Origin of the sequence: Serratia proteamaculans, from assembly GCF_008830365.1 — a bacterium.
Classification (GTDB): domain Bacteria; phylum Pseudomonadota; class Gammaproteobacteria; order Enterobacterales; family Enterobacteriaceae; genus Serratia; species Serratia proteamaculans.
In genome coordinates this window covers 514258-535588 of the sequence record NZ_WBKI01000002.1, presented here as the reverse complement: position 1 = coordinate 535588, position 21331 = coordinate 514258, and the positions used below count along the sequence as shown (strand labels likewise).

Here is a 21331-nt window from a genome sequence, read left to right as displayed (position 1 = left end):
TACTGGATAAAGATGAAAACTATTGAAGTCGACGAAGAGCTCTACCGTTATATTGCCAGCCATACGCAACATATTGGTGAGAGCGCGTCCGATATTTTGCGCCGCATGTTGAAGTTTACCGCAGGTCAGCCGTTACGTGCTGTGCCGGCCGCCAGTGCTCAGAGCGCTGAGCAGGATAAGATTGTCGCCGTGTCGCGTCCGCGCGATCGCGTGCGTGCCGTACGTGAACTGCTGTTGTCAGACGAGTATGCGGAACAGAACAAAGCGGTGAACCGTTTTATGCTGGTACTTTCCACCCTGTACACCCTCGATGCGGCTGGTTTTGCCACGGCGACCGAGGCGTTGCATGGCCGTACCCGCACTTATTTTGCCGGCGATCAGCAAACCCTGCTGGCGAACGGAACGCACACCAAACCGAAGCACGTTCCGGGCACGCCTTACTGGGTGATCACCAATACCAATACCGGTCGTAAACGCAGCATGGTGGAACATATCATGCAGGCTATGCAGTTCCCCGCGGAACTGACAGAAAAAGTTTGCGGCACTATCTAATTTAGCGAACAGCCCGTCATGGTGGCCGTGAGCGACATATTGCCAGGCCGCAGGACAGGGATTAGGGAGATATGTCGATGGCGAATAATCCACGTGCCGGGCGGCCGGCTCAGCAAAGCGATTTGATCAACGTAGCTCAGCTGACGTCGCAGTACTATGTACTGCAACCTGAAGCGGGCAATGCGGCACATGCTGTGAAGTTCGGAACTTCAGGCCATCGCGGCAGTGCTCTGCGCCATAGCTTTAATGAAAACCATATTCTCGCTATCGCACAGGCGATTGCCGAAGTCCGTCATCAGCAAGGGGTGACCGGCCCATGCTACGTGGGTAAAGACACCCATGCGCTGTCCGAGCCGGCCTTTATTTCCGTGCTGGAAGTGTTGACCGCCAACGGCGTCGATGTTGTCGTGCAGGAAAATAACGGCTTCACGCCAACCCCTGCGGTATCCCATGCCATTTTGTGCCACAACCGCAACGGTGGAGCACTGGCCGACGGTATCGTTATCACCCCGTCCCACAACCCACCGGAAGACGGCGGCATTAAATATAACCCGACCAACGGCGGTCCGGCCGACACCAATCTGACTTCAGTGATCGAAAAGCGCGCCAATGAACTGCTGTCATTGCAGTTGAAAGGCGTACAGCGTCAGTCACTGGATAAGGCCTGGAACAGCGGTCGCGTGCACGCACAAGATCTGGTGCAACCCTATGTCGAAGGGTTGGTGGATATCGTCGATATGCCTGCTATCCAGCGCGCCGGCCTGAAGCTGGGCGTTGACCCACTTGGCGGTTCCGGCATTGCCTACTGGCAGCGTATTGCCGAGCATTACAAACTGGATCTGACGCTGGTGAACGATGCTATCGATCAGACCTTCCGCTTTATGCACCTGGACCACGATGGCGTGATTCGCATGGACTGCTCGTCAGTTCCGGCGATGGGCGGTTTGCTGGCGCTGCGCGACAAGTTCGACCTGGCGTTTGCCAATGACCCGGATTACGACCGCCACGGCATTGTTACGCCGAAGGGCCTGATGAACCCGAACCACTATCTGGCAGTGTCTATTAACTACCTGTTCCAGCATCGTCCGCAGTGGGGCGCTGATGTGGCGGTGGGCAAAACGCTGGTTTCCAGTGCAATGATTGACCGCGTGGTCGCCTCTCTGGGCCGTAAGCTGGTGGAAGTGCCAGTGGGCTTCAAATGGTTTGTCGATGGCTTGTACGATGGCAGCCTGGGCTTTGGCGGTGAAGAGAGCGCTGGGGCATCCTTCTTGCGTTTCAACGGCACCCCTTGGTCTACCGATAAAGACGGCATGATTATGTGTCTGTTGGCGGCGGAAATCACCGCAGTGACCGGCGAAAACCCACAGAATCACTACGAAGATCTGGCCAAACGCTTTGGCGCGCCTAGCTACAACCGTATTCAGGCGCCGGCAACTTCAGCGCAGAAAGCGGCATTGTCCAAGCTGTCGCCGGAAATGGTCAAGGCCGATACTCTGGCGGGTGATCCGATCACCGCACGTCTGACCGCAGCACCGGGCAATGGCGCATCCATTGGCGGCCTGAAAGTGATGACTGACAATGGCTGGTTCGCAGCGCGTCCTTCCGGTACCGAAGAGGCTTACAAGATTTATTGTGAGAGCTTCCTGGGGGCCGAACATCGCGAAAAGATCGAGCACGAAGCGGTCGAAATCGTCAGTGCAGTGCTGGCTTCCGCCAAGTAAGTTTTCCCCACTTCCGATGAAAGCGCTGTTTTTACAGCGCTTTTTTTATGCCTGCAATTTAGATATATCTATTTAACGAACAGCGCTTGCACATTTAGATATATCGATCTAGATTAGCTATATCGAGGTTGTTTAGATATATCTAAACCACCTCGTCAACTCACTATCTATTGAGAGGTATACCCTATGTTTCACCGTTTAGATTCACACCGTCGTCACGGCGGTCACCCTGAGCACGAAGAAGGGCACTGTCATCATCATCGCCGCCGTGGCGGACGTCATCACTTTGGCGGCGATCACGGCGAAGAGCATGGCCGGGGCGGGCGCGGGGGCCGTGGTGGCCGTCACCGGATGTTTGAACATGGCGACCTGCGGTTAGTGTTGCTGGCGCTGGTGGCACGTAAACCGAGCCACGGTTATGAATTGATCAAGGCCATTGATGAGGCGTCTTCCGGTCTGTATGTGCCAAGCCCTGGGGTGATTTATCCGACCCTGACGCTGCTGGAAGAGCAGGATTTCCTCGAGCCGATCACCAGCAGTAACGGCCGCAAAAGTTATCAGATCACCGAACTGGGTCAGAGTGAACTGCAAAAGCACCAGGCCGCTGTCGACGTGATCCTGGCCCGTTTGGCGGGTGTCGGTCGCGGACATCATCATCACGGCAATCTGGCTGAAGGCATCTCTGAAGCCATGAACCGCCTGCGCAGTTTGCTGCGAGGCAACGTGATGCGTGCGGATCTTTCACCGCAGCAGGTTGAGAACATTAATGCGGCGCTGCTGACCGCCGTGGCGGCGATTGAAAGCGAAATGAACATTGCCCCGACGGCACAGGAGAGTGAATGATGCCAGGCCACCGTTTTCGCATTACCGTTGAAGCCCTGAGCGATCGCAAAGGCGAACCCGTAGATAAAGCGCCACTGAGTTTTGAAGTAGAAAACCACGACGACATTCTTGGCATCGTTGAGCGCATCAAAGCGCGTGAAGATCTGAACTTTGGCGAGAACAACAGCGCGGCCTTTGCCGTTGGCCTGAAGCTGTTTTCCGAAGTGATGATCGAAAACCGCAAGCATCAGGTATTTGCACCGCTGCGCGAAGCGTTCAAGGAATTTATGATGGGATTGAAGAAAGGCCCTAACGCGTAGGGGCGCCGTATGCTGCGCCCGTTAACCTCAAGGCATAAAGCGGTAACCGACGCCGGTCTCGGTCAGCAAGTGTTTCGGCCGGGCCGGGTCGGTCTCCAGTTTCTGTCGCAGATGCCCCATATATATCCGTAGATAATGGCTATGCTCGACATAGTTTGGCCCCCAGACGTGGCTCAGTAATTGACGCTGGGTGATCACCTTGCCTGAGTTGGCCAGCAGTTCGGCCAGCAGACGAAACTCTATCGGCGTCAGGTGCAGATCTTCACCCTGACGCAGTACCCGGCGGTTGATCAGATCGACGGTGATTTCGGAGAAGCTGACCAAGGGGCTTTCTTGCAGGCTACCGGAATGACGACGTAACGCGACCCGCACGCGGGCCAGCAGTTCGCCGATACCAAACGGTTTGCTGAGGTAGTCGTCTGCCCCGGCGTCGAGCGCGGCGATTTTGTCTTCTTCCGCATTGCGTGCCGACAGCACGATCACGGGAATGGCGCTCCACTGCCGCAAATCGCGGATATAGTTCAGCCCGTCGCCGTCCGGCAACCCCAAATCGAGAATAATCAGATCCGGCTTGCGCGTGCCGGCTTCAATTAGCCCGCGTTGCAGCGTTTCGCTTTCAAACACCCGCAGGCCTTCACTTTCCAGTGCGGTGCGGACGAAACGCCGGATCTCTTTCTCATCTTCAACAATCAGAATATTGGTTGGCGTGCTGCTCACAAGGCTCCCGGCAATTAATTACAGATCAAAGGCTTCGCTGTCTATCTCAGGCGGTTTCTCCAGCGGCAGTACAAAGCGGAAGCTGGCACCGCCATTGGCACGGTTTTCTGCCCAGATACGGCCACCGTGTACTTCAATAATGGCACGGCAAATCGCTAACCCCAAACCCACTCCGGGGATCGCCGATTCTTTATTACCGCGGGAAAATTTATCGAAAATAAGCTGCATTTTCCCTTCGGGAATGCCCGGTCCATCGTCCCAGACCTCGACTTCCAGCCAGTCTGGTAGCGTATGGGCACGAATACCGATAGTAGCATCGTAACCGGCATATTTATTGGCATTTTCCAACAGGTTAGTGAATACCCGTTCCAGCAGGCTGCCATCGCAGTTGACCAAGACCAGCTCCGGCGGCAGCTCCACTTTGATCTGATGCTGGGTCATCAGCGGCTCCAGCATGTGCAGTGATGCGCCGACGATCTCTTCCAGCGACTGCCACTCTTTACGCAGGTTAAAGCCACCGGATTGAATACGCGCCATATCCAGCAGATTATTCACCAGCCGGGTGGTGCTCAGCACCTGCTGGCGGATCTGACTGGCCTGGGGCGCATGGTTGGAGCCTTCTGCCGCCAGATCGAGCGTCAGAATCTCTGCCTGACCGAACAGCACCGTCAGCGGGGTGCGCAAATCGTGGGACAGTGCTGCCAACAGCGAGTTGCGCAGTTGTTCGCGTTCGGCGTCCAGCTTGGCTTCCTCGGCGCTGCGCGCCAAATGCAGGCGTTCCAGTGCACTGGCAATCAACACCGCAAAGGTCTGTAGCAGCCGCTGTTGCTCCGGCACCATCAGCTGACGCAGGTTGCTGGGCTCAATGGCCAACAGGCCGAAGGTTTGCTTCGACGTGGCTAATGGCAACAGTTGATAGGGCACGCCGGGCAGAGTGTCGGTACCGGCTCCGGCCGGCATACCCTTGTCAAAGCTCCAGCGGGCAATCGCCTCATCCACCGACAGCAGTCCCCCGGTTTCGCCGACCATTTGCTGCAGTTTACCGTCCTCCTGTGGCAGCAGCAGTACGGTTTTTGCCTGGAAGCTGCTGGAGAGGAAATGGCGGCTGGTTTTGGCGATGTCTTCGGTGGTCAGCGCCTGGCTCAACCCACGGGAGATCTCATACAGATGACGAGCCCGCTGTTCGCGATAACGCGCCACCCGCGCCTGATAACGTACGCCGGCGGTCAGGTTACCGATGGTGATACCTACAATCAGCATCACGCCAAAGGTCAGCAGATACTGCATATCGCTGACGGCAAACGACCATTGAGGCTGAACGAAAAACAGGTCAAAGCTGGCGACGTTGATCACCGCCGCCAGCACCGACGGCCAGCGGCCAAAGAACAGCGCGACAATGGCAACGCCAAGCAAATAGACCATCACCAGGTTGGCCTGGTCGAAGCCCGGCAGCAGCCACTGAGAAAGCAGGGTAATCAGGGCGCACAGCGCGACGGCGACCGCACAACCGCGCAGTTGGATACGCCACTTCTCGCCAAAGTTGCGGCTGTCGTGTTCTTTGCCTGGCTGCGGGGGGCTGTCGTTTTCCAGCGCGACGATCACCAGATCAAGATCGGGCCCCAACCGGCCAAGACGATCGGCAAAACTGCCGCGCAGCTTCCAGCGTTGTTCGCTGCGGCGGCCAATGATGATTTTGCCCAGGTTGTGCTCGCGGGCGTAACGTAGCACCGCGCGTTCTTCATAAGGTTCGGACAGGGTCGCGGTTTCGGCGCCCAATTCTTGCGCCAGCCGCAGTGCCCGCAGGATCGCCCGACGCTGACTCTCCGGCAAACGGTGTAACTTGGGTGTTTCTACATATACCGCGTGCCAGTGACAGCCCAGTCGCGCCGCCAGCCGGGCTGCGATGCGTACCAGCTTTTCGTTGCCGTTGTTATGGCCGACGCACAGCAGGATACTGTCACGGGTGTGCCATACGCGCTCACGGCCCTGGGTATCGCGGAAGGCGCGCATCTGGTCATCGACCCGATCGGCGGTACGGCGCAGTGCCAGTTCGCGTAAGGCAATTAAATTGCCTTTGCGGAAAAAGTGCTCGATGGCGCGCTCGGCCTGGCCGGGGATATACACCTTGCCTTCATTCAGCCGCTGGCGCAGATCGTCCGGCGGCAGATCGACCAGCACCACTTCAGTGGCTTCATCGAATACATGATCGGGAACCGTTTCACGCACCCGCACTCCGGTCACGCCGCCGACCACGTCGTTCAGGCTTTCCAGGTGCTGTACGTTGACGGTGGTCAGTACGTCGATACCGGCGTCCAGCAACTCTTCGACATCCTGCCAACGCTTCGGATGACGCGAGCCGTGGGCGTTACTGTGCGCCAGTTCATCCATCAGGATCAGTGCCGGGTGGCGTGCCAGCGCGGCGTCGAGATCAAACTCCTGTATCTGACGGCCGCGATACTGAATACGCTTTTTCGCCAGTAGATCCAACCCGTTCAGCAATGCGGCGGTTTCGCTGCGGCCATGGGTTTCCACCACGCCGACCAGCAAGTCCAGCCCCTGGGCACGCAATCGCTGCGCCTCCTGTAGCATGGCATAGGTTTTACCCACTCCGGCACAGGCGCCGAAGAACACCTTCAGGCGGCCGCGGGGTTTTTCATTGGCCAGCGCCAGCAGGCTGTCAGGGTCAGGGCGCTGTTGTTCCTCATCCACCATCGGAGCTCCTTTTGCAGCAACGTAAAGCGGGTCCGGCACGCCGAACCCGAGAACTATTTTTTAGCAGCACGCGAGGCACTATTTCAATGCGTCGAGTGCCAGATTCAATTTCAGCACGTTGACTACCGACTCGCCCATAAAGTTGGGGGTGGCCTGATCGGTGTTTTCATCAATCAGTTTGGCGACCTGCTCAGGAGCCAGTTGACGCGCCGCCGCCACCCGCGCCAGTTGATACTGTGCCGCCGCGGGGGAAATTTGCGGATCCAGGCCGCTGCCGGAAGCGGTCAGCAGATCGACCGGGATCGGGCCTTTCATCGCCGGATTAGCCTGACGCAGTTGCGCCGCACGCTCGGCAATGGCTTTGTCCAGTGCCGGGTTTGTGGCGGCCAGGTTGCTGCCGGCAGACGCCATGGCATTATAGGCCGAATCACCGCTGGCAGAAGGGCGGCCCCAGAAATACTCGGGTTTAGTGAAGTTTTGGCCGATTAACGCCGAACCCACTACTTTGTCGCCCTGGTACAGCAGCGATCCGTTGGCCGCGCCGGAAAACAGCAGTTGCGACAGCCCGGTGGTCAACAGCGGATAGGCGATACCGGTAATCAACGTCAGCAGGATCAACATCACCAGCGAAGGTCGTAAATAAGACATTTTCATTTCCTCTTAATGATTAACCGGCGATATGCAAGGCGACCAGGATCAGGTCAATCAGCTTGATACCGACAAACGGCACCAGCAGACCGCCCACGCCATAAAGCCACAGGTTACGACGCAGCAGTGCAGCGGCGCTCATTGGCTTGTAGCTCACCCCTTTTAGCGCCAGCGGGATCAGGAACACGATCACCAGGGCGTTGAAAATAACCGCCGACATAATGGCAGAAGCGGGGGAGTGCAGGTGCATCACGTTCAGCGCGTTCAACTGCGGATAGGTTGCCGCGAACGCCGCCGGGATAATGGCAAAATACTTCGCCACGTCGTTGGCGATACTGAAGGTGGTCAGTGAACCGCGGGTCATCAGCATTTGTTTACCGATATGCACCACTTCAATCAGCTTGGTCGGGTTGGAGTCCAGATCGACCATGTTGCCCGCCTCTTTGGCGGCCTGGGTACCCGAGTTCATCGCCACCGCCACATCGGCCTGCGCCAGTGCCGGGGCGTCGTTGGTGCCGTCGCCGGTCATCGCCACCAGGCGGCCTTCCGCCTGATATTGACGGATCAACGCCAGCTTGGCTTCCGGCGTCGCTTCCGACAGGAAGTCATCGACTCCGGCTTCGGCGGCAATGGCGGCAGCGGTCAGCGGGTTATCACCGGTGATCATCACCGTTTTGATGCCCATCTTGCGAAGTTCGACAAAGCGCTCTTTGATGCCGCCCTTGACGATATCCTTCAGCGCCACCACCCCCAACACGCGTGGCCCTTCGGCCACCACCAGCGGTGTACCGCCGGTACGTGCCACGCTGGCCACCAGGTCGTCTACCGCCTGCGGGAAGTGGCCCTGATTGGATTCTACGTGACGGCGAATGGCATCCACTGCGCCTTTACGGATCATGCGGTCCTGCACGTTGACGCCGCTCATGCGGGTCTGGGCGGAGAAGGGCACGAAGGTGGCGTTCAGCGTCTGCAGGTCACGTTCACGCAGGTTAAAGCGCTGTTTGGCCAGAACCACGATGCTACGGCCTTCCGGCGTTTCATCCGCCAGGGACGACAACTGTGCGGCGTCGGCCAGTTCCTGTTCTTTGACGCCCGGTGCAGGTAAAAACTCGGAGGCCTGACGGTTACCCAGCGTGATGGTGCCGGTTTTATCCAGCAGCAGCACGTCAACGTCACCGGCGGCTTCCACCGCACGGCCACTGGTGGCAATCACGTTGGCGCCCAGCATCCGGCTCATCCCGGCCACGCCGATGGCGGACAGCAAACCACCGATGGTGGTGGGGATCAGGCAGACCAGCAAGGCCACCAGCACGGTGATGCTGACCACCGACCCACCATTGGCGGCGTCCACGCTGTACTGCGAGAACGGGAACAGCGTGGCGGTCGCCAGCACGAACACCAGGGTCAGCGCCACCAGCAGAATGGTCAGCGCCACTTCGTTCGGGGTTTTGCGACGCTTGGCGCCTTCCACCATGGCGATCATCCGATCAAGGAAGGTTTCGCCCGGATTGACGCTGCACTGCACCACCAGCCAGTCGGACAGCACGCGGGTGCCGCCGGTGACCGATGAGAAGTCGCCGCCGGATTCACGGATCACCGGTGCCGATTCGCCGGTAATGGCGCTTTCATCCACCGATGCACCGCCTTCCAGTACTTCGCCGTCGCACGGAATGGTATCGCCGGCTTCCACCAGCACCACGTCACCCTTGCGCAGGCTCTCGGCGGAAACTTTCTCGGTGGCACCCTCGCGGCGCGGCGCGGCCAGTTTCTTCGCCCAACTGGTTTTCTTGGTGCCTTTCAGGCTTTCCGCCTGAGCTTTGCTGCGTCCCTCGGCCAGCGCTTCGGCAAAGTTGGCGAACAGGACCGTGAACCACAGCCACATGGCAATACTGCCGGTAAAGGCGGCGCTGCCGTCGGTCTGTTTGGCGAGGATCGCCAGCCAGATGGCCGTGGTCAGAATGCTGCCGATATACACCACGAACATCACCGGGTTACGCCACTGGGTACGCGGATCCAGCTTTTTCAGCGCATCGATCAGCGCGGTACGGACCAGTGCCGGTTCAAACAGCGCGCGTTGTTTGCGAGTCATCTTTTATTCTCTCTCTATGACGTCGGTTATTTGGTCAGCCAAAGTTGCAAATGCTCAGCCACCGGTCCCAGCGCCAGCGCCGGTACGAAGGTTAATGCGCCCACCAGCAGCACGGTGCCGACCAGCAGGCCGATAAACAACGGCCCGTAGGTTGGCAGGGTGCCGTTGCCCGCAGGTTGCCGTTTCTTGGCGCACAGCGAACCGGCGATTGCCAGCACCGGCAGGATCACCCCGAAGCGGCCGACGAACATGGCAAAGGCCAACAGCAGGTTGTAGAACGGTGTGTTGACGCTCAGCCCACCAAAGGCGCTGCCGTTGTTATTGGCAGCGGAGGAAAGCGCATACAGCACTTCGCTGAAACCGTGCGCACCCGGGTTAAGAATGCCGGCGCGGCCTACGTCGGTGGAGATGGCCAGCGCGCTGCCCAGCAGCACCAGGGTCGGCGTGACCAGGATCGCCAGCGCGGTCATTTTCATGTCATAGACGTCGATCTTTTTGCCCAGATATTCCGGGGTACGACCGATCATCAACCCGGCGATAAACACCGTCAGCAGCACGAACAGCAGCATGCCGTACAGGCCGGAACCGACGCCGCCGAACACCACTTCACCAATCTGCATCAGCCACATCGGTACCATGCCGCCCAGCGCGGTGAAGGAATCATGCATCGCGTTGACTGCACCACAGGACGCGGCGGTGGTGACGACCGAGAACATGCTGGTGGCGAGAATGCCAAAGCGTGATTCTTTGCCTTCCATATTGATGTTGCTGGCACTGCCCAATTCGCTCAGATGCGGATTACCCGCCAGTTCGGCGAACATCACTACCACCACGGCGACGATGAAGATCAGCGACATCGCCCAGATCAGCGCATGGCCCTGACGGTTTTCACCGGCCGCCTGACCGAAGGCAAAGCATAGCGCGCAGGGGATCAGGAAGATCGCCAGCATTTGCACAAAGTTGGTCAGCACGGTCGGATTTTCGAACGGGTGCGCCGAGTTGACGCCGAAGAAACCACCGCCGTTGGTACCGAGCATCTTGATCGCTTCCTGCGAGGCCACTGGCCCCATCGGCAGCGTCTGCTGCGCGCCTTCCAGCGTGCTGATATGCAGGTAAGGCAGGAAGTTTTGCAGCGTGCCCTGGCTGACGAAGAACAGCGCGATCAGCAGTGAAAGCGGCAACAGCACATACAGCGTCACGCGGAACAGGTCGATCCAGGCGTTACCGATGGTGGCGCTGGACCGGCGGGTGAAGGCGCGGATCAACGCAAAGGCCACGGCGATGCCGGTAGCCGCAGACAGGAAGTTCTGCACGGCCAGCCCGGCCATCTGGCTGAGGTAGCTGAGGGTGCTCTCACCGCTGTAGGCCTGCCAGTTGGTATTGGTGACAAAACTGACGGCGGTATTGAACGCCAGATCCCAGGACAGGCCAGGGAAACCCTGTGGGTTAAGCGGCAGTGAGCCTTGGCTCATCAGCAGTACAAACAGCAGTACCAGACCCAGCAGGTTGAACCACAGGATCGCCAGTGCGTACTGCCACCAGTTCATCTCGGCGGTGGTCGTGCCGGCACAACGCCAGACGGCGGCCTCTACCCGACGCAGTGCGGGCAAAGGGTCACCTTCGATCAGGCGCGCCAGGAAACTGCCTAACGGCCGGGCCAGCAGCAAAAGCACCAGCATGAAGCTGGCAATCAATAAAAAGGCTGAAGCTGCCATCAGAAGTCCTCCGCGTTGAACAGGGCATAAACCAGATAGCCCAACAGCAGCAGGACCAACAGCGCACCACCAATAACGCTGATACTCACAGGACACCTCCAGAGGTGTAGTTTTTGATAGAGCGAGTGTAGAGAGGGCGGTAGAAAGAAGATGAAAAAATAGCGCCGGTCGGTGTAAAAAAAGTATAAAAATGGCTGAAATTACAGCGAAAAATGGCTTTTCATCGAGGGTTTTGTGGCGGGCGGCGCGTTTGGAGCAGCGCTTTGCCTTTCCAGGCAGAGTGGTTGGCGTAAACCGGTGGTCAATATCCACAATGTAACCAATGGTTAGTTAATTATTAACTTGGTTGTAACAAAGTTACGGAATGGCGCATTTATTTGCGATTTTTTGACCAATTTAGTGGTCGGATGAGTAGTAAACTTTCATCAGTTGCGCTAAAATTTTGTCCAGTTACCAAATCATCCCGTTTAATGGTTTACGCCAGTGCTGTTTCCAAGACAAATCGACGGCCGGGCGTTTTTAAGGAGGTTCGCATGTCTATCTACCCAGCTTATTCATTGCATCGGATTCTCCTGCGTCGCAGCGCAGTGATCCTGGCAGGTGTGTTGGCTTTACCGGTAATGCTGTTCCGCAGCGACCGCGCCCGTTTTTACAGCTATTTGCACCGTGTCTGGTCAAAAACCAGCGATAAACCTGTCTGGCTGCAACAGGCGGAACTGGCGGCCTGCGATTTTTACTGATCGCCCCCGCTTTCCCCTGAAACCCTCGCTTCTCAGCGAGGGTTTTTTTATGGGCGCTATTCGGCCTTAGTGCTGGTAACGTTCGTCTCCTGACGCAAATTCCTCTACACTTTTAACATCATCCAATACTGCGGGAGCCCATCAATGAGTGACAAAATTCCTATCGGGATCAGCGCCTGCCTGCTGGGCGAGACGGTGCGTTTTGACGGCGGCCACAAACGGTTGGCCTTCGCGGTGGAACAACTGGCACCCTATGTAAAGTTTGAGGCGATTTGCCCGGAAATGGCGATCGGCCTGTCGACGCCGCGTCCGGCGCTGCGGTTGATCAAAAAACCGCATCATGTGGCGCTGCGCTACAGCAACGACGACAGCATCGATGTGACAGACAAGATGCAGCAGTTTTCCGCCCAGCGAATTACCGCCTTGCAGAACCTGTGTGGCTACATTGTTTGTGCCAATTCGCCAAGCTGCGGGATGGAGCGGGTGCGGCTGTATGATGAAAACGGTGAGGGCGCACGTAAAAGTGGCGTCGGGCTGTTCACCGCCGAGTTGCTACGCCAAATGCCCTGGCTGCCGGTGGAAGAGGACGGACGGCTGAATGACGCAACGCTGCGGGAAAACTTTGTCGAGCGAGTTTACGCGCTGTATGAGTTGAACATGCTGTGGCGCAAGGGGCTGACCCGAGGCGGGCTGATCGCCTTCCACAGCCGCTATAAGCTATCGCTGTTGGCGCATTCGCAGCCGGAATATCGTGAGTTAGGGCGTTTTGTGGCAGACGTGGATAAATGGACCTCGCTGGAGGCGTTCGCGATTGAATACCGCAGCCGGCTGATGAAACTGCTGGCGCACAAGGCGACGCGCCGCAACCACACCAACGTGCTGATGCACGTGCAGGGGTATTTCCGCAGCCACCTGAGTTCGGCGCAGCGCCAGGAACTGGCACAGTTGATCGACCGTTATCGGCAGGGCGTGCAGCCGCTGCTGGCACCGATCACGCTACTTAAACATTACATGGCCGAATACCCCGATCGCTATCTGGCCGATCAACGCTATTTCGAACCCTATCCCGAGGCGTTGCGCCTGCGTTATGGCCACTAACTGACAAGGAGTTTTATGACCACGCATTTGGTCTGGTTGCGTAACGATCTGCGTATGACCGACAACAAAGCGCTGTACGCCGCCTGCAGCGATCCCGACGCCCGCGTGCTGGCGGTATTTATTGCCACCCCGCAACAATGGCGGCAGCACGAGATGGCGCCGCGTCAGGCTGAATTTATCCATGCCAATTTGCTGCAGGTGCAGCAGGCCCTTGCCGAACGGGGCATTCCGCTTAGCTACCACCAGTGTGATGATTTTGCCGCCTCGGTTGACTGGTTGACGGCGTATTGCGCGCAGGAGCGGGTGGATACGCTGTTTTACAATCGCCAGTACGAAATCAACGAACGCCAACGCGATCAACGGCTGGAGCAGCGTTTGTCCGGGAAGGTGATTTGCCAGAGCTTTGATGACAGCCTGCTGTTGCCGCCGGGCAGCGTGAAAACCGGCGGTGGCGAAATGTACAAAATCTATACGCCATTCCGTAAAGCCTTTATCCAGCGCCTGACTGAATCCGACGTTCGCTCCTTACCGGCGCCCAAACCACGGGCGAGCGGTGCATTGTCGGTAGCTACCGTCCTTGCGGGATTTGATTATCCGCCGGCCGAGCCCTCGGGGGATTTTCCCGCCGGGGAAGAGGCGGCGTTGCAGCGGCTGCGTACCTTTTGCCGTGAGCAGGTGCAGGATTACCTTGAACAGCGGGATCGGCCTGCCATTGCCGGTACCAGCAGTCTGTCGCCCTATCTGGCGATTGGCGCGTTGTCGCCACGACAGTGCTTCAACCGCCTGCGCGCTGAATGCCCGCAACTGCTGGAAAATCACGACAGCGGTGCCTTTGGCTGGCTGAATGAGCTGATTTGGCGCGAGTTTTATCGGCATCTGATGGTGGCCTATCCTGCGTTATGCAAGCACCGTCCCTTTATCGATTGGACGGATAGGGTACGCTGGCGGGATAACCAGGCCCTGTTGCAGGCATGGCAGCAGGGTGCCACCGGCTACCCGATTGTCGATGCCGCCATGCGCCAGTTGAATACCACCGGCTGGATGCACAACCGGTTACGCATGATCAGCGCCAGCTTTCTGGTGAAAGACTTGCTGATCGACTGGCGTGCCGGTGAACGCTATTTCATGGCCCAACTGTTGGACGGCGATCTGGCGGCTAATAACGGCGGTTGGCAGTGGGCAGCCTCAACCGGCACCGACGCCGCGCCGTATTTCCGCATCTTTAACCCGACCACTCAGGGCGAACGTTTTGATCCGCAAGGCACTTTTATCCGTAAATGGTTGCCCGAGCTGGCGGATGTACCGGACAATGCTATCCATCAACCCCATCGCTGGGCGGAACAACAGCAGCGCGTGCTGGATTATCCGCTGCCGATTGTCGACCACAAGCAGGTGCGGCTGGAGACGCTGGCTGCCTTTGAAGCGGCGAAGCGCGGGGAATATTAAGGTAACAGCAAGGAGCGAAATAATGATGAAAAAGGTGCTGGCCCTGTGTCTGAGTGGCTATTCAGCTCTGGCGCTGGCCGGCTTTGACGTGGTGGCGCTGGGCGTGGACGGCGGCGTCAGCGACGGCAATCTGACCTCCTACCTGATCCGCAACGACAGCCAGCCGCAGTATCTGGCGCTGGATGCCGGTTCACTGCTGCCGGGGATTGCCAAAGGGCTGGAGAAAGGCAGTTTCCCGCAGGTTACCCTTGAGTTGGCCGCGCCTTATACCCAGCAGGGCTACATATTTCGCCAGTTGATCGGCGCCTACTTTATCAGCCACGGCCATCTTGACCACGTGGCAGGGCTGATTATTGGCGCGCCGGAAGACACTAAAAAGAATATCTATGCCCAGGCCGATACCATTTTGACCCTGCGCAATCATTACTTTAACTGGAAGGCCTGGCCTAACTTTACCGACTCCGGCAATGGTTCACGCTTGGGGACCTACCGGCTGCAAACGGTAAGGCCGCAGCAACGCGTGACCCTGGGCGTCACTGGTCTGAGTGGCGTGATGTATCCGCTCAGTCATGATCGCTACCCTTCCTCAATGCTGTTGGTGTCTGATCGCAGCGGATCTTTCGCCTATTTCGGCGACACCGGGGCGGATGCCCTCGAGCAATCACGCAATCTGGATAGTGCCTGGCGCGTGCTGGGGCCGCTTATCGAACAGAAAAAACTGAAAGGGATGATTATTGAAACCTCCTATCCCAATGAGGTGGAAGATAAAAAACTGTATGGCCACCTGACGCCTGCCTGGTTGTTGAAGGAGCTGAAAAGTCTGACCCAGTACAGCGGGGGGGAAGGCTCGCTGAAAGATTTCCCGGTGGTGATCAGCCATATCAAGCCCAGCCTGAAGCAGGGGGAAGATGTGCGTGCGACCATCAAACAGCAGTTGGATCAGGGTAACAACCTGGGCGTAAAATTTCTCCTGATGGAACAGGGCGAACGGCAGACATTTTGAATTGAAGAGAGAATTCTATGCGTAACCTCGATCTGGAACAGTTGATCAATAACGAACTGAACACCGCGGCCTTTCAGGATTACGGTCCGAATGGCCTGCAGGTGGAAGGGCGGCCGCACGTGCAGCGTATTGTCACCGGCGTGACCGCCTGTCAGGCACTGCTGGATGCCGCAGTGGATCACCAGGCGGACGCCATTGTGGTGCATCACGGTTATTTCTGGAAAAACGAAGCGCCCTCGGTTCGTGGTATGAAGCGTAACCGGCTGAAAACGCTGCTGAGCAATGACATCAACCTGTACGCTTATCACCTGCCGCTGGACGCGCATCCGGTGCTGGGTAACAACGCACAGTTGGCGCATTTGCTGGGCATCCGAGTGGTTGGCGAAGTGGAGCCGTTGGTGCCGCACGGTGAATTCGAGCAGCCGCTGACTGGCGTTGAACTGCAACAGCGCATCGAGAGCCGTCTGGGCCGTGCGGTGCTGCACTGTGGCGATAACGCACCGGCGCATATCCGCCGTGTGGCCTGGTGTACCGGCGGTGGTCAGGGCTTCATCGACAGCGCCGCACGCTTGGGCGTAGATGCCTTCATCAGCGGTGAGGTCTCTGAACAAACTATTCACAGCGCGAGGGAAATGGGCATTCACTTCTTTGCTGCCGGCCACCACGCCACTGAGCGTGGTGGCGTCAAAGCGCTCGGTGAATGGCTGGCCCATCATCATGGTTTTGATGTGACCTTTATCGATATCCCCAATCCCGCCTGATTTCCTCTCCAGGATCCAGCCCGGTTTTTACCGTGGCTGAATCCTTTTAATAGCCTAATCCCTTATTTTCTCAAAGGTTGTTCTATTGACAGCCAGCGCGCTGTCACGCATAACAGATGGGTTTTGAAAATAATAAAAGATGACGGGGATAAGGGGAAAAGGGTGCAACGAGCACGATGTTACTTATTAGGTGAAAGAGCGGTAGTGCTTGAACTGTCGCCACCGGTGACGCTGCCAAGTCAGCAGCGGATCTGGGCGCTGGCCGAAAAACTGAATCATCATCCCGATGTGTGTGAAGTGATACCGGGCATGAACAATCTTACGCTGCTGCTGAATACGCCGCAGGCCGACGCGCAAGCGATGCTGGCGCTATTGCAACAGGGGTGGGACAGCAAGGAAAGTCTGATACCAGAATCGCGTCAGGTGGATATTCCGGTGATCTATGGCGGTCAGGATGGCCCCGACCTGGATGAAGTGGCCCGCCACACCGGCATGACGCCGCAGCAGGTGGTGGAATGTCACTCCTCAGCGGCCTACGTGGTCTATTTCCTTGGCTTTCAGCCTGGTTTCTCCTACATGGGCGGCATGCCGGAAAAGTTGGCAACGCCGCGCCGAGCCGAACCGCGCCTGTCCGTGGCGGCAGGCTCCGTCGGCATCGGTGGCAGCCAAACCGGAATTTATCCATTGAACACCCCCGGTGGCTGGCAGTTGATTGGCCGTACTCCGCTGGCACTGTTTAATCCCCATGAAATGCCACCAACCTTGCTGCGCCCCGGCGATAGCGTGCGGTTTGTGCCGCAGAAGGAGGGAGTATGCTGAAGATCTTGCGTGCGGGCATCTACACCACGGTGCAGGATCTGGGCCGTAACGGTTTCCGTCGTCTGGGCGTTAGCCAGGGCGGGGCGCTCGACGAACCTGCGCTGAGGATCGCCAACCTGCTGGTGGGCAATGACGCCCATGCTGCCGGGCTGGAAATCACCCTTGGGCAATTTAGCGCCGAATTTACTCAGCCAGGTTGGATCGCTCTGACCGGGGCCGGTTGCGATGCGCAATTGGACGGAAAACCGCTGTGGACCGGCTGGCGTTATCCGGTTAATTCGGGCCAACAGCTCATACTGAAAACGCCAAAACGCGGTATGCGCACCTATCTGGCGATCGGCGGGGGCATTGCGGTACCGGAAATGCTCGGTTCGCGCAGCACCGATAACAAAGCCGCCTTTGGCGGGCTGGAAGGGCGCAACCTGCGCGATGGCGACAGCCTGCCGCTGGGGCAAGGCCATTCATTGCCACGGCAGAGCACCGGCGTGAAGCAACCGCTGTTTAACAACCGTATCCGGGCGTTACCGGGGCCGGAATATGATGAATTCAGCGAAGAGGCGAAAGAGGCTTTCTGGCGTACCGCCTGGCAACTGAGCCCGCAAAGTAACCGTATGGGTTATCGTCTGCACGGCAGCCATGCGCTGAGCCGCACCACTGACCGCGAAATGCTGTCGCACGGCCTGTTACCGGGGGTGGTGCAGGTACCGCACAACGGCCAGCCAATCGTGCTGATGGCGGATGCGCAGACAACCGGTGGTTACCCGCGTATTGCCTGCGTGATCGAAGCCGATCTTTACCATCTGGCGCAGATCCGTCTGGGTGAAGCCATCCACTTTGTTCCCTGTACTTTGGCCGAGGCACAACGCGCCAGGGTCGAACAGGAACACTTTATCCAACAGATTGCCTGGGGGTTAAATGATCGTTGATTTGAACGCCGATCTCGGCGAGGGCTGCGCCAACGATCAGGCGTTGCTGCAACTGGTTAGTTCGGCCAATATCGCCTGTGGTTTTCACGCCGGTGATGCACAAACTATGCGGCAATCGGTGCGTTGGGCGCTGGAATACGGCGTAGCCATTGGCGCGCACCCGAGTTTTCCCGATCGCGAGAACTTTGGCCGCACCCGCATGCAGCTGCCAGCGGAAACGATTTACGCGCAGGTGGTGTATCAGCTTGGCGCGCTGGCGGCGATCGCCCGTGCTGAAGGTGGGGTGATGGTTCACGTCAAACCGCACGGCATGCTGTACAACCAGGCGGCGGTAGAACCGGAACTGGCGGAAGCCATCGCCCGGGCGGTTAAAGCGGTCGATCCAACGCTGCGGCTGGTGGGGTTGGCAGGCAGCGAGTTGATCCGCGCCGGTGAAAAACAGGGGCTGGTAACGCGGCAGGAAGTGTTCGCCGATCGCGGCTACCAGGCCAACGGCACCTTGGTCCCTCGCGGTCAGCCAGGGGCACTGATTACCAGCGATGAACTGGCGCTGGCACAAACGCTGGAAATGGTACGTCACCACCGGGTTCGCACCCTGGACGGCACCTGGGCCGCCGTTCAGGCTGAAACCGTCTGCCTGCACGGCGACGGTGAACACGCGCTGGAATATGCGCGCACGCTGCGCGAACGTTTTGCCCTGGAAGGCATCAGCGTCAACGCTCAGTAAGGCAGTTCATACACAACACACAACACAACAAAAACTATTAGAAATTACCGAGGGAATACTATGGAACAGGCCGTTAACTTATGGCCACTGATTGGTATAGCTGCCATCGTGGTTGGATTTGTTTTACGCTTTAACCCAGTGCTGGTAGTGATTGCCGCCGGCATTATCACCGGTCTGGCGGCACTGATGCCGCTGGACGTGATCCTGGAGAAACTGGGCGAAGGCTTCCTCAATACTCGTAACCTGCCGCTGATCCTGTTGCTGCCATTGGCGGTGATCGGCCTGCTGGAACGTCACGGTCTGAAAGAACGCGCACAGGCGTGGATCGCCAAGATCAAAAGTGCCACCGCCGGACGTTTGCTGATCGTCTATCTGTTCGTGCGTGAAATTACCGCCGCCATGGGGCTGACCAGCCTGGGCGGTCACCCGCAAATGGTGCGCCCACTGCTGGCGCCGATGGCTGAAGGGGCGGCGGAAAACCGTTACGGCGAGCTGCCGGAGCGTACGCGTCACCGTCTGCGTGCCATGTCTGCCGCCACGGATAACGTCGGCTTGTTCTTTGGCGAAGATATTTTTGTCGCCTTCGGCGCAATCATCTTCATGCACAACTTTATGCTGGAATCCGGCGGCATCCAGACCGAGCCGTTGCATATCGCCTTATGGGGCATTCCTACCGCCATTTTTGCCTTCCTGATCCATGCGTTCCGGCTTTACCGGATGGATAAACAGCTCAGCGCTGAACTGTCGCAGCTCAACCAGGCGGCGCTGCAGGCCAAAGGAGATGCCCAATGACTTTCCAACAACAATATCTCTACTGGCTGGCCGGGGTAGTACTGCTGATCGTGGCGGTGATGTCATTCCGCGATCGTGCCAACCCGCGCCGCGTCACCACTGGCCTGTTCTGGGCACTGTATGGCCTGGTGTTCCTGGTTGGCGACTGGACCTATAGCCTGTTGGGCGACGTGCTGGGTGAAGGCAGCAACGAGAAACGCATGCTGCACATCATTGTCGGCGTGGTAGTGGTGATCATGGCGTTGATCGCCGGTTTCGGCGGTGTGCGTTTGGGCAGTTATCACCAACGTACCCCGCAGCAGCGCGAAGAGAGCGCCAAACGTCTGGGCAACCGGCTGTTTATCCCGGCGCTGGCAATCCCGGTGGTGACGGTGGTGGGCGTGCTGCTGTTCAATAATATTCCGGCGCTGCAAACTGCGGTCTTCGGCAGCGGCAACCATGCCACCTTGATTACCCTGTTTTCGATGACCGCCGGTTGTTTGCTTGGCCTGGTTATCGCAGTAAAAATGACCCATGAAAAAGCGCTGCAGCCGATCCAGGAAGCGCGTCGCCTGCTGGACTCCATCGGCTGGGCGTTTATTTTGCCGCAAATCCTCGCCACGCTGGGCCTGCTGTTTACCACTGCTGGTGTCGGTACGGCAATTTCTCATCTGACCCAGGAGTATCTGGCCGTCGATAACCGCTTTATCGCAGTGGCGGTTTATGCCATCGGCATGGCGCTGTTGACCATGATTATGGGCAACGCCTTTGCGGCTTTCCCGATTGTCACCGCCGGTATCGGCATCCCGATCCTGGTGCTGCAGCACGGCGGTAACCCGGCAGTGATGGCGGCTATCGGTATGTTTTCCGGCTATTGCGGCACGCTGATGACGCCAATGGCTGCTAACTTTAATATTGTACCGGCGGCGTTGCTGGAATTGCCGGACAAGAATGCGGTGATCAAGGCACAGATCCCGACCGGGGTGCTGCTGTTGTTGGTCAACGTATTCCTGCTTTATTTCCTGATGTTCCTGTAAGGAGAACGCATGCGAAAGGTATTGATTACGGGCTTTGAGCCCTTTGGCGGCGAACGCGTTAATCCTTCGTGGGAAGTGGTCAAGCAACTTAATGATATGGAACTGGCCGGTGCACGTATCATTGCGCGCCAACTGCCCTGTGTGTTTGGCGCAGCGCTGGAAGCACTGAATACGGCGATTGAGGAAGTGCAGCCGGTGATGGTGTTGGCTATCGGCCAGGCCGGTGGGCGTACCGACATCACCCTCGAACGGGTGGCGATCAACGTCGATGATGCACGAATTCCCGATAATCAAGGGAAACAGCCGATCGACGAACCTATTGTTGAAAGCGGACCGGCAGCCTATTTCAGCACGCTGCCGATCAAGGCTATGGTGGGCTCGATGCGTGAAGCGGGCATCCCCGCCTCGGTATCGCAAACGGCCGGCACCTATGTCTGCAACCACGTGATGTACGGTTTGTTGCACCGTTTAAGCGACCAGCAGGCAATCAAGGGCGGGTTTATTCATATCCCTTATCTGCCGGAACAGGCTGCTGCTCACCCGGGCGCGCCAAGCATGGCGGCGACCACGGTGTTGTTTGCATTGGAACTGGCCATTTCCATTGCGCTACAGGTTGAGTACGATCTGAAGGTTGTCGGCGGTGCGACGCATTAACCGCAGTTATCCCCCCGGTGCACTTTGCTGCACTGGGGTCCACTCAGGAGTTT

Annotated in this window: 21 protein-coding genes; 15 read left to right on the top strand and 6 right to left on the bottom strand. The window is 57.9% G+C overall.

The genetic code is table 11. The features are described from left to right. Positions 1-12: 12 nt before the first annotated feature. The 4 genes from seqA to F8R23_RS11530 all read left to right on the top strand — a co-directional run bounded on the left by seqA (position 13) and on the right by F8R23_RS11530 (position 3415). Positions 13-552, top strand: coding sequence for a replication initiation negative regulator SeqA (gene seqA / locus F8R23_RS11545; protein WP_112350054.1), 540 nt, complete (start codon positions 13-15; stop codon positions 550-552). 77 nt (positions 553-629) lie between these two features. Continuing rightward, positions 630-2273, top strand: coding sequence for a phosphoglucomutase (alpha-D-glucose-1,6-bisphosphate-dependent) (gene pgm, locus F8R23_RS11540; RefSeq protein ID WP_151415648.1), 1644 nt, complete (start codon positions 630-632; stop codon positions 2271-2273). 186 nt (positions 2274-2459) lie between these two features. After that, positions 2460-3116: a PadR family transcriptional regulator gene (locus F8R23_RS11535; protein ID WP_129935784.1), complete on the top strand. Its 657-nt coding sequence runs from the start codon at positions 2460-2462 to the stop codon at positions 3114-3116. Next, complete coding sequence (locus tag F8R23_RS11530; RefSeq protein WP_151415716.1) at positions 3116-3415, top strand: DUF3861 domain-containing protein; 300 nt, start codon at positions 3116-3118, stop codon at positions 3413-3415. The genes F8R23_RS11535 and F8R23_RS11530 overlap by 1 nt, the downstream gene beginning before the upstream one ends. Positions 3416-3442: 27 nt before the next feature. Here F8R23_RS11530 and kdpE read toward each other — a convergent pair whose 3' ends face one another. The 6 genes from kdpE to F8R23_RS11500 form a co-directional block, all read right to left on the bottom strand. Beyond that, positions 3443-4132, bottom strand: coding sequence for a two-component system response regulator KdpE (gene kdpE / locus F8R23_RS11525; protein ID WP_129935782.1), 690 nt, complete (start codon positions 4130-4132; stop codon positions 3443-3445). Between the two features lie 18 nt (positions 4133-4150). After that, positions 4151-6844, bottom strand: a complete 2694-nt coding sequence (kdpD, locus tag F8R23_RS11520) for a two-component system sensor histidine kinase KdpD (RefSeq protein WP_129935780.1) — start codon at positions 6842-6844, stop codon at positions 4151-4153. A 78-nt stretch (positions 6845-6922) separates the two neighbouring features. Further along, entirely contained in the window at positions 6923-7492 is a 570-nt protein-coding gene (gene kdpC, locus F8R23_RS11515) for a potassium-transporting ATPase subunit KdpC (RefSeq protein ID WP_129935778.1), read from the bottom strand. A 19-nt stretch (positions 7493-7511) separates the two neighbouring features. Continuing rightward, positions 7512-9581 carry a potassium-transporting ATPase subunit KdpB gene (gene kdpB / locus F8R23_RS11510; protein ID WP_112350057.1) on the bottom strand — a complete coding sequence of 690 codons (2070 nt, stop codon included), beginning with the start codon at positions 9579-9581 and terminating at the stop codon, positions 7512-7514. A 26-nt stretch (positions 9582-9607) separates the two neighbouring features. Then, positions 9608-11296: a potassium-transporting ATPase subunit KdpA gene (gene kdpA / locus F8R23_RS11505; RefSeq protein WP_129935776.1), complete on the bottom strand. Its 1689-nt coding sequence runs from the start codon at positions 11294-11296 to the stop codon at positions 9608-9610. After that, the gene (locus tag F8R23_RS11500) at positions 11296-11385 is read right to left on the bottom strand and encodes a K(+)-transporting ATPase subunit F (protein WP_004949718.1); all 90 of its coding nucleotides are present in this window, start codon (positions 11383-11385) and stop codon (positions 11296-11298) included. The genes kdpA and F8R23_RS11500 overlap by 1 nt, the downstream gene beginning before the upstream one ends. A gap of 444 nt (positions 11386-11829) precedes the next feature. Between F8R23_RS11500 and F8R23_RS11495 the strand changes: the two genes are divergently transcribed. The 11 genes from F8R23_RS11495 (at position 11830) to pcp (ending at position 21278) form a co-directional block, all read left to right on the top strand. After that, positions 11830-12036 (top strand): YbfA family protein, encoded by a 207-nt coding sequence (locus F8R23_RS11495; RefSeq protein ID WP_012005686.1) that lies wholly within the window; start codon positions 11830-11832, stop codon positions 12034-12036. A 144-nt stretch (positions 12037-12180) separates the two neighbouring features. After that, complete coding sequence (locus tag F8R23_RS11490) at positions 12181-13134, top strand: YbgA family protein (RefSeq protein WP_129935774.1); 954 nt, start codon at positions 12181-12183, stop codon at positions 13132-13134. Positions 13135-13149: 15 nt separating this feature from the next. Further along, entirely contained in the window at positions 13150-14580 is a 1431-nt protein-coding gene (phrB, locus tag F8R23_RS11485) for a deoxyribodipyrimidine photo-lyase (RefSeq protein WP_151415647.1), read from the top strand. Between the two features lie 22 nt (positions 14581-14602). Next, a complete protein-coding gene (locus F8R23_RS11480) occupies positions 14603-15583 on the top strand; it encodes an MBL fold metallo-hydrolase (RefSeq protein WP_151415646.1) in 981 nt (326 codons plus the stop codon). 17 nt (positions 15584-15600) lie between these two features. After that, positions 15601-16344, top strand: a complete 744-nt coding sequence (locus tag F8R23_RS11475; RefSeq protein WP_129938569.1) for a type 2 GTP cyclohydrolase I — start codon at positions 15601-15603, stop codon at positions 16342-16344. Positions 16345-16506: 162 nt separating this feature from the next. After that, on the top strand, positions 16507-17163 hold the full coding sequence (gene pxpB, locus F8R23_RS11470; RefSeq protein WP_129935768.1) for a 5-oxoprolinase subunit PxpB: 657 nt from the start codon (positions 16507-16509) through the stop codon (positions 17161-17163). After that, positions 17157-18089, top strand: coding sequence for a 5-oxoprolinase subunit PxpC (gene pxpC, locus F8R23_RS11465; RefSeq protein WP_112350064.1), 933 nt, complete (start codon positions 17157-17159; stop codon positions 18087-18089). The genes pxpB and pxpC overlap by 7 nt, the downstream gene beginning before the upstream one ends. Beyond that, the gene (gene pxpA / locus F8R23_RS11460) at positions 18079-18816 is read left to right on the top strand and encodes a 5-oxoprolinase subunit PxpA (protein ID WP_151415645.1); all 738 of its coding nucleotides are present in this window, start codon (positions 18079-18081) and stop codon (positions 18814-18816) included. Before pxpC ends, pxpA begins: the two co-directional genes overlap by 11 nt. A 60-nt stretch (positions 18817-18876) precedes the next feature. Further along, complete coding sequence (locus tag F8R23_RS11455) at positions 18877-19608, top strand: DUF969 domain-containing protein (RefSeq protein WP_099065129.1); 732 nt, start codon at positions 18877-18879, stop codon at positions 19606-19608. Beyond that, the gene (locus F8R23_RS11450) at positions 19605-20624 is read left to right on the top strand and encodes a DUF979 domain-containing protein (protein ID WP_099065130.1); all 1020 of its coding nucleotides are present in this window, start codon (positions 19605-19607) and stop codon (positions 20622-20624) included. Before F8R23_RS11455 ends, F8R23_RS11450 begins: the two co-directional genes overlap by 4 nt. A gap of 9 nt (positions 20625-20633) precedes the next feature. After that, on the top strand, positions 20634-21278 hold the full coding sequence (gene pcp / locus F8R23_RS11445) for a pyroglutamyl-peptidase I (protein WP_129935760.1): 645 nt from the start codon (positions 20634-20636) through the stop codon (positions 21276-21278). Positions 21279-21331: the final 53 nt, after the last annotated feature.

Coding starts and splice junctions, on each gene's coding strand:
- pcp (WP_129935760.1), top strand. CDS start 20,634: ATGCGAAAGGTATTGATTACGGGCTTTGAGCCCTTTGGCGGCGAACGC.
- F8R23_RS11450 (WP_099065130.1), top strand. CDS start 19,605: ATGACTTTCCAACAACAATATCTCTACTGGCTGGCCGGGGTAGTACTG.
- pgm (WP_151415648.1), top strand. CDS start 630: ATGGCGAATAATCCACGTGCCGGGCGGCCGGCTCAGCAAAGCGATTTG.
- kdpA (WP_129935776.1), bottom strand. CDS start 11,296: ATGGCAGCTTCAGCCTTTTTATTGATTGCCAGCTTCATGCTGGTGCTT.
- F8R23_RS11455 (WP_099065129.1), top strand. CDS start 18,877: ATGGAACAGGCCGTTAACTTATGGCCACTGATTGGTATAGCTGCCATC.
- phrB (WP_151415647.1), top strand. CDS start 13,150: ATGACCACGCATTTGGTCTGGTTGCGTAACGATCTGCGTATGACCGAC.
- seqA (WP_112350054.1), top strand. CDS start 13: ATGAAAACTATTGAAGTCGACGAAGAGCTCTACCGTTATATTGCCAGC.
- F8R23_RS11495 (WP_012005686.1), top strand. CDS start 11,830: ATGTCTATCTACCCAGCTTATTCATTGCATCGGATTCTCCTGCGTCGC.
- pxpC (WP_112350064.1), top strand. CDS start 17,157: ATGCTGAAGATCTTGCGTGCGGGCATCTACACCACGGTGCAGGATCTG.
- F8R23_RS11530 (WP_151415716.1), top strand. CDS start 3,116: ATGCCAGGCCACCGTTTTCGCATTACCGTTGAAGCCCTGAGCGATCGC.
- F8R23_RS11535 (WP_129935784.1), top strand. CDS start 2,460: ATGTTTCACCGTTTAGATTCACACCGTCGTCACGGCGGTCACCCTGAG.
- kdpC (WP_129935778.1), bottom strand. CDS start 7,492: ATGTCTTATTTACGACCTTCGCTGGTGATGTTGATCCTGCTGACGTTG.
- F8R23_RS11475 (WP_129938569.1), top strand. CDS start 15,601: ATGCGTAACCTCGATCTGGAACAGTTGATCAATAACGAACTGAACACC.
- pxpA (WP_151415645.1), top strand. CDS start 18,079: ATGATCGTTGATTTGAACGCCGATCTCGGCGAGGGCTGCGCCAACGAT.
- kdpB (WP_112350057.1), bottom strand. CDS start 9,581: ATGACTCGCAAACAACGCGCGCTGTTTGAACCGGCACTGGTCCGTACC.
- F8R23_RS11490 (WP_129935774.1), top strand. CDS start 12,181: ATGAGTGACAAAATTCCTATCGGGATCAGCGCCTGCCTGCTGGGCGAG.
- kdpD (WP_129935780.1), bottom strand. CDS start 6,844: ATGGTGGATGAGGAACAACAGCGCCCTGACCCTGACAGCCTGCTGGCG.
- F8R23_RS11480 (WP_151415646.1), top strand. CDS start 14,603: ATGATGAAAAAGGTGCTGGCCCTGTGTCTGAGTGGCTATTCAGCTCTG.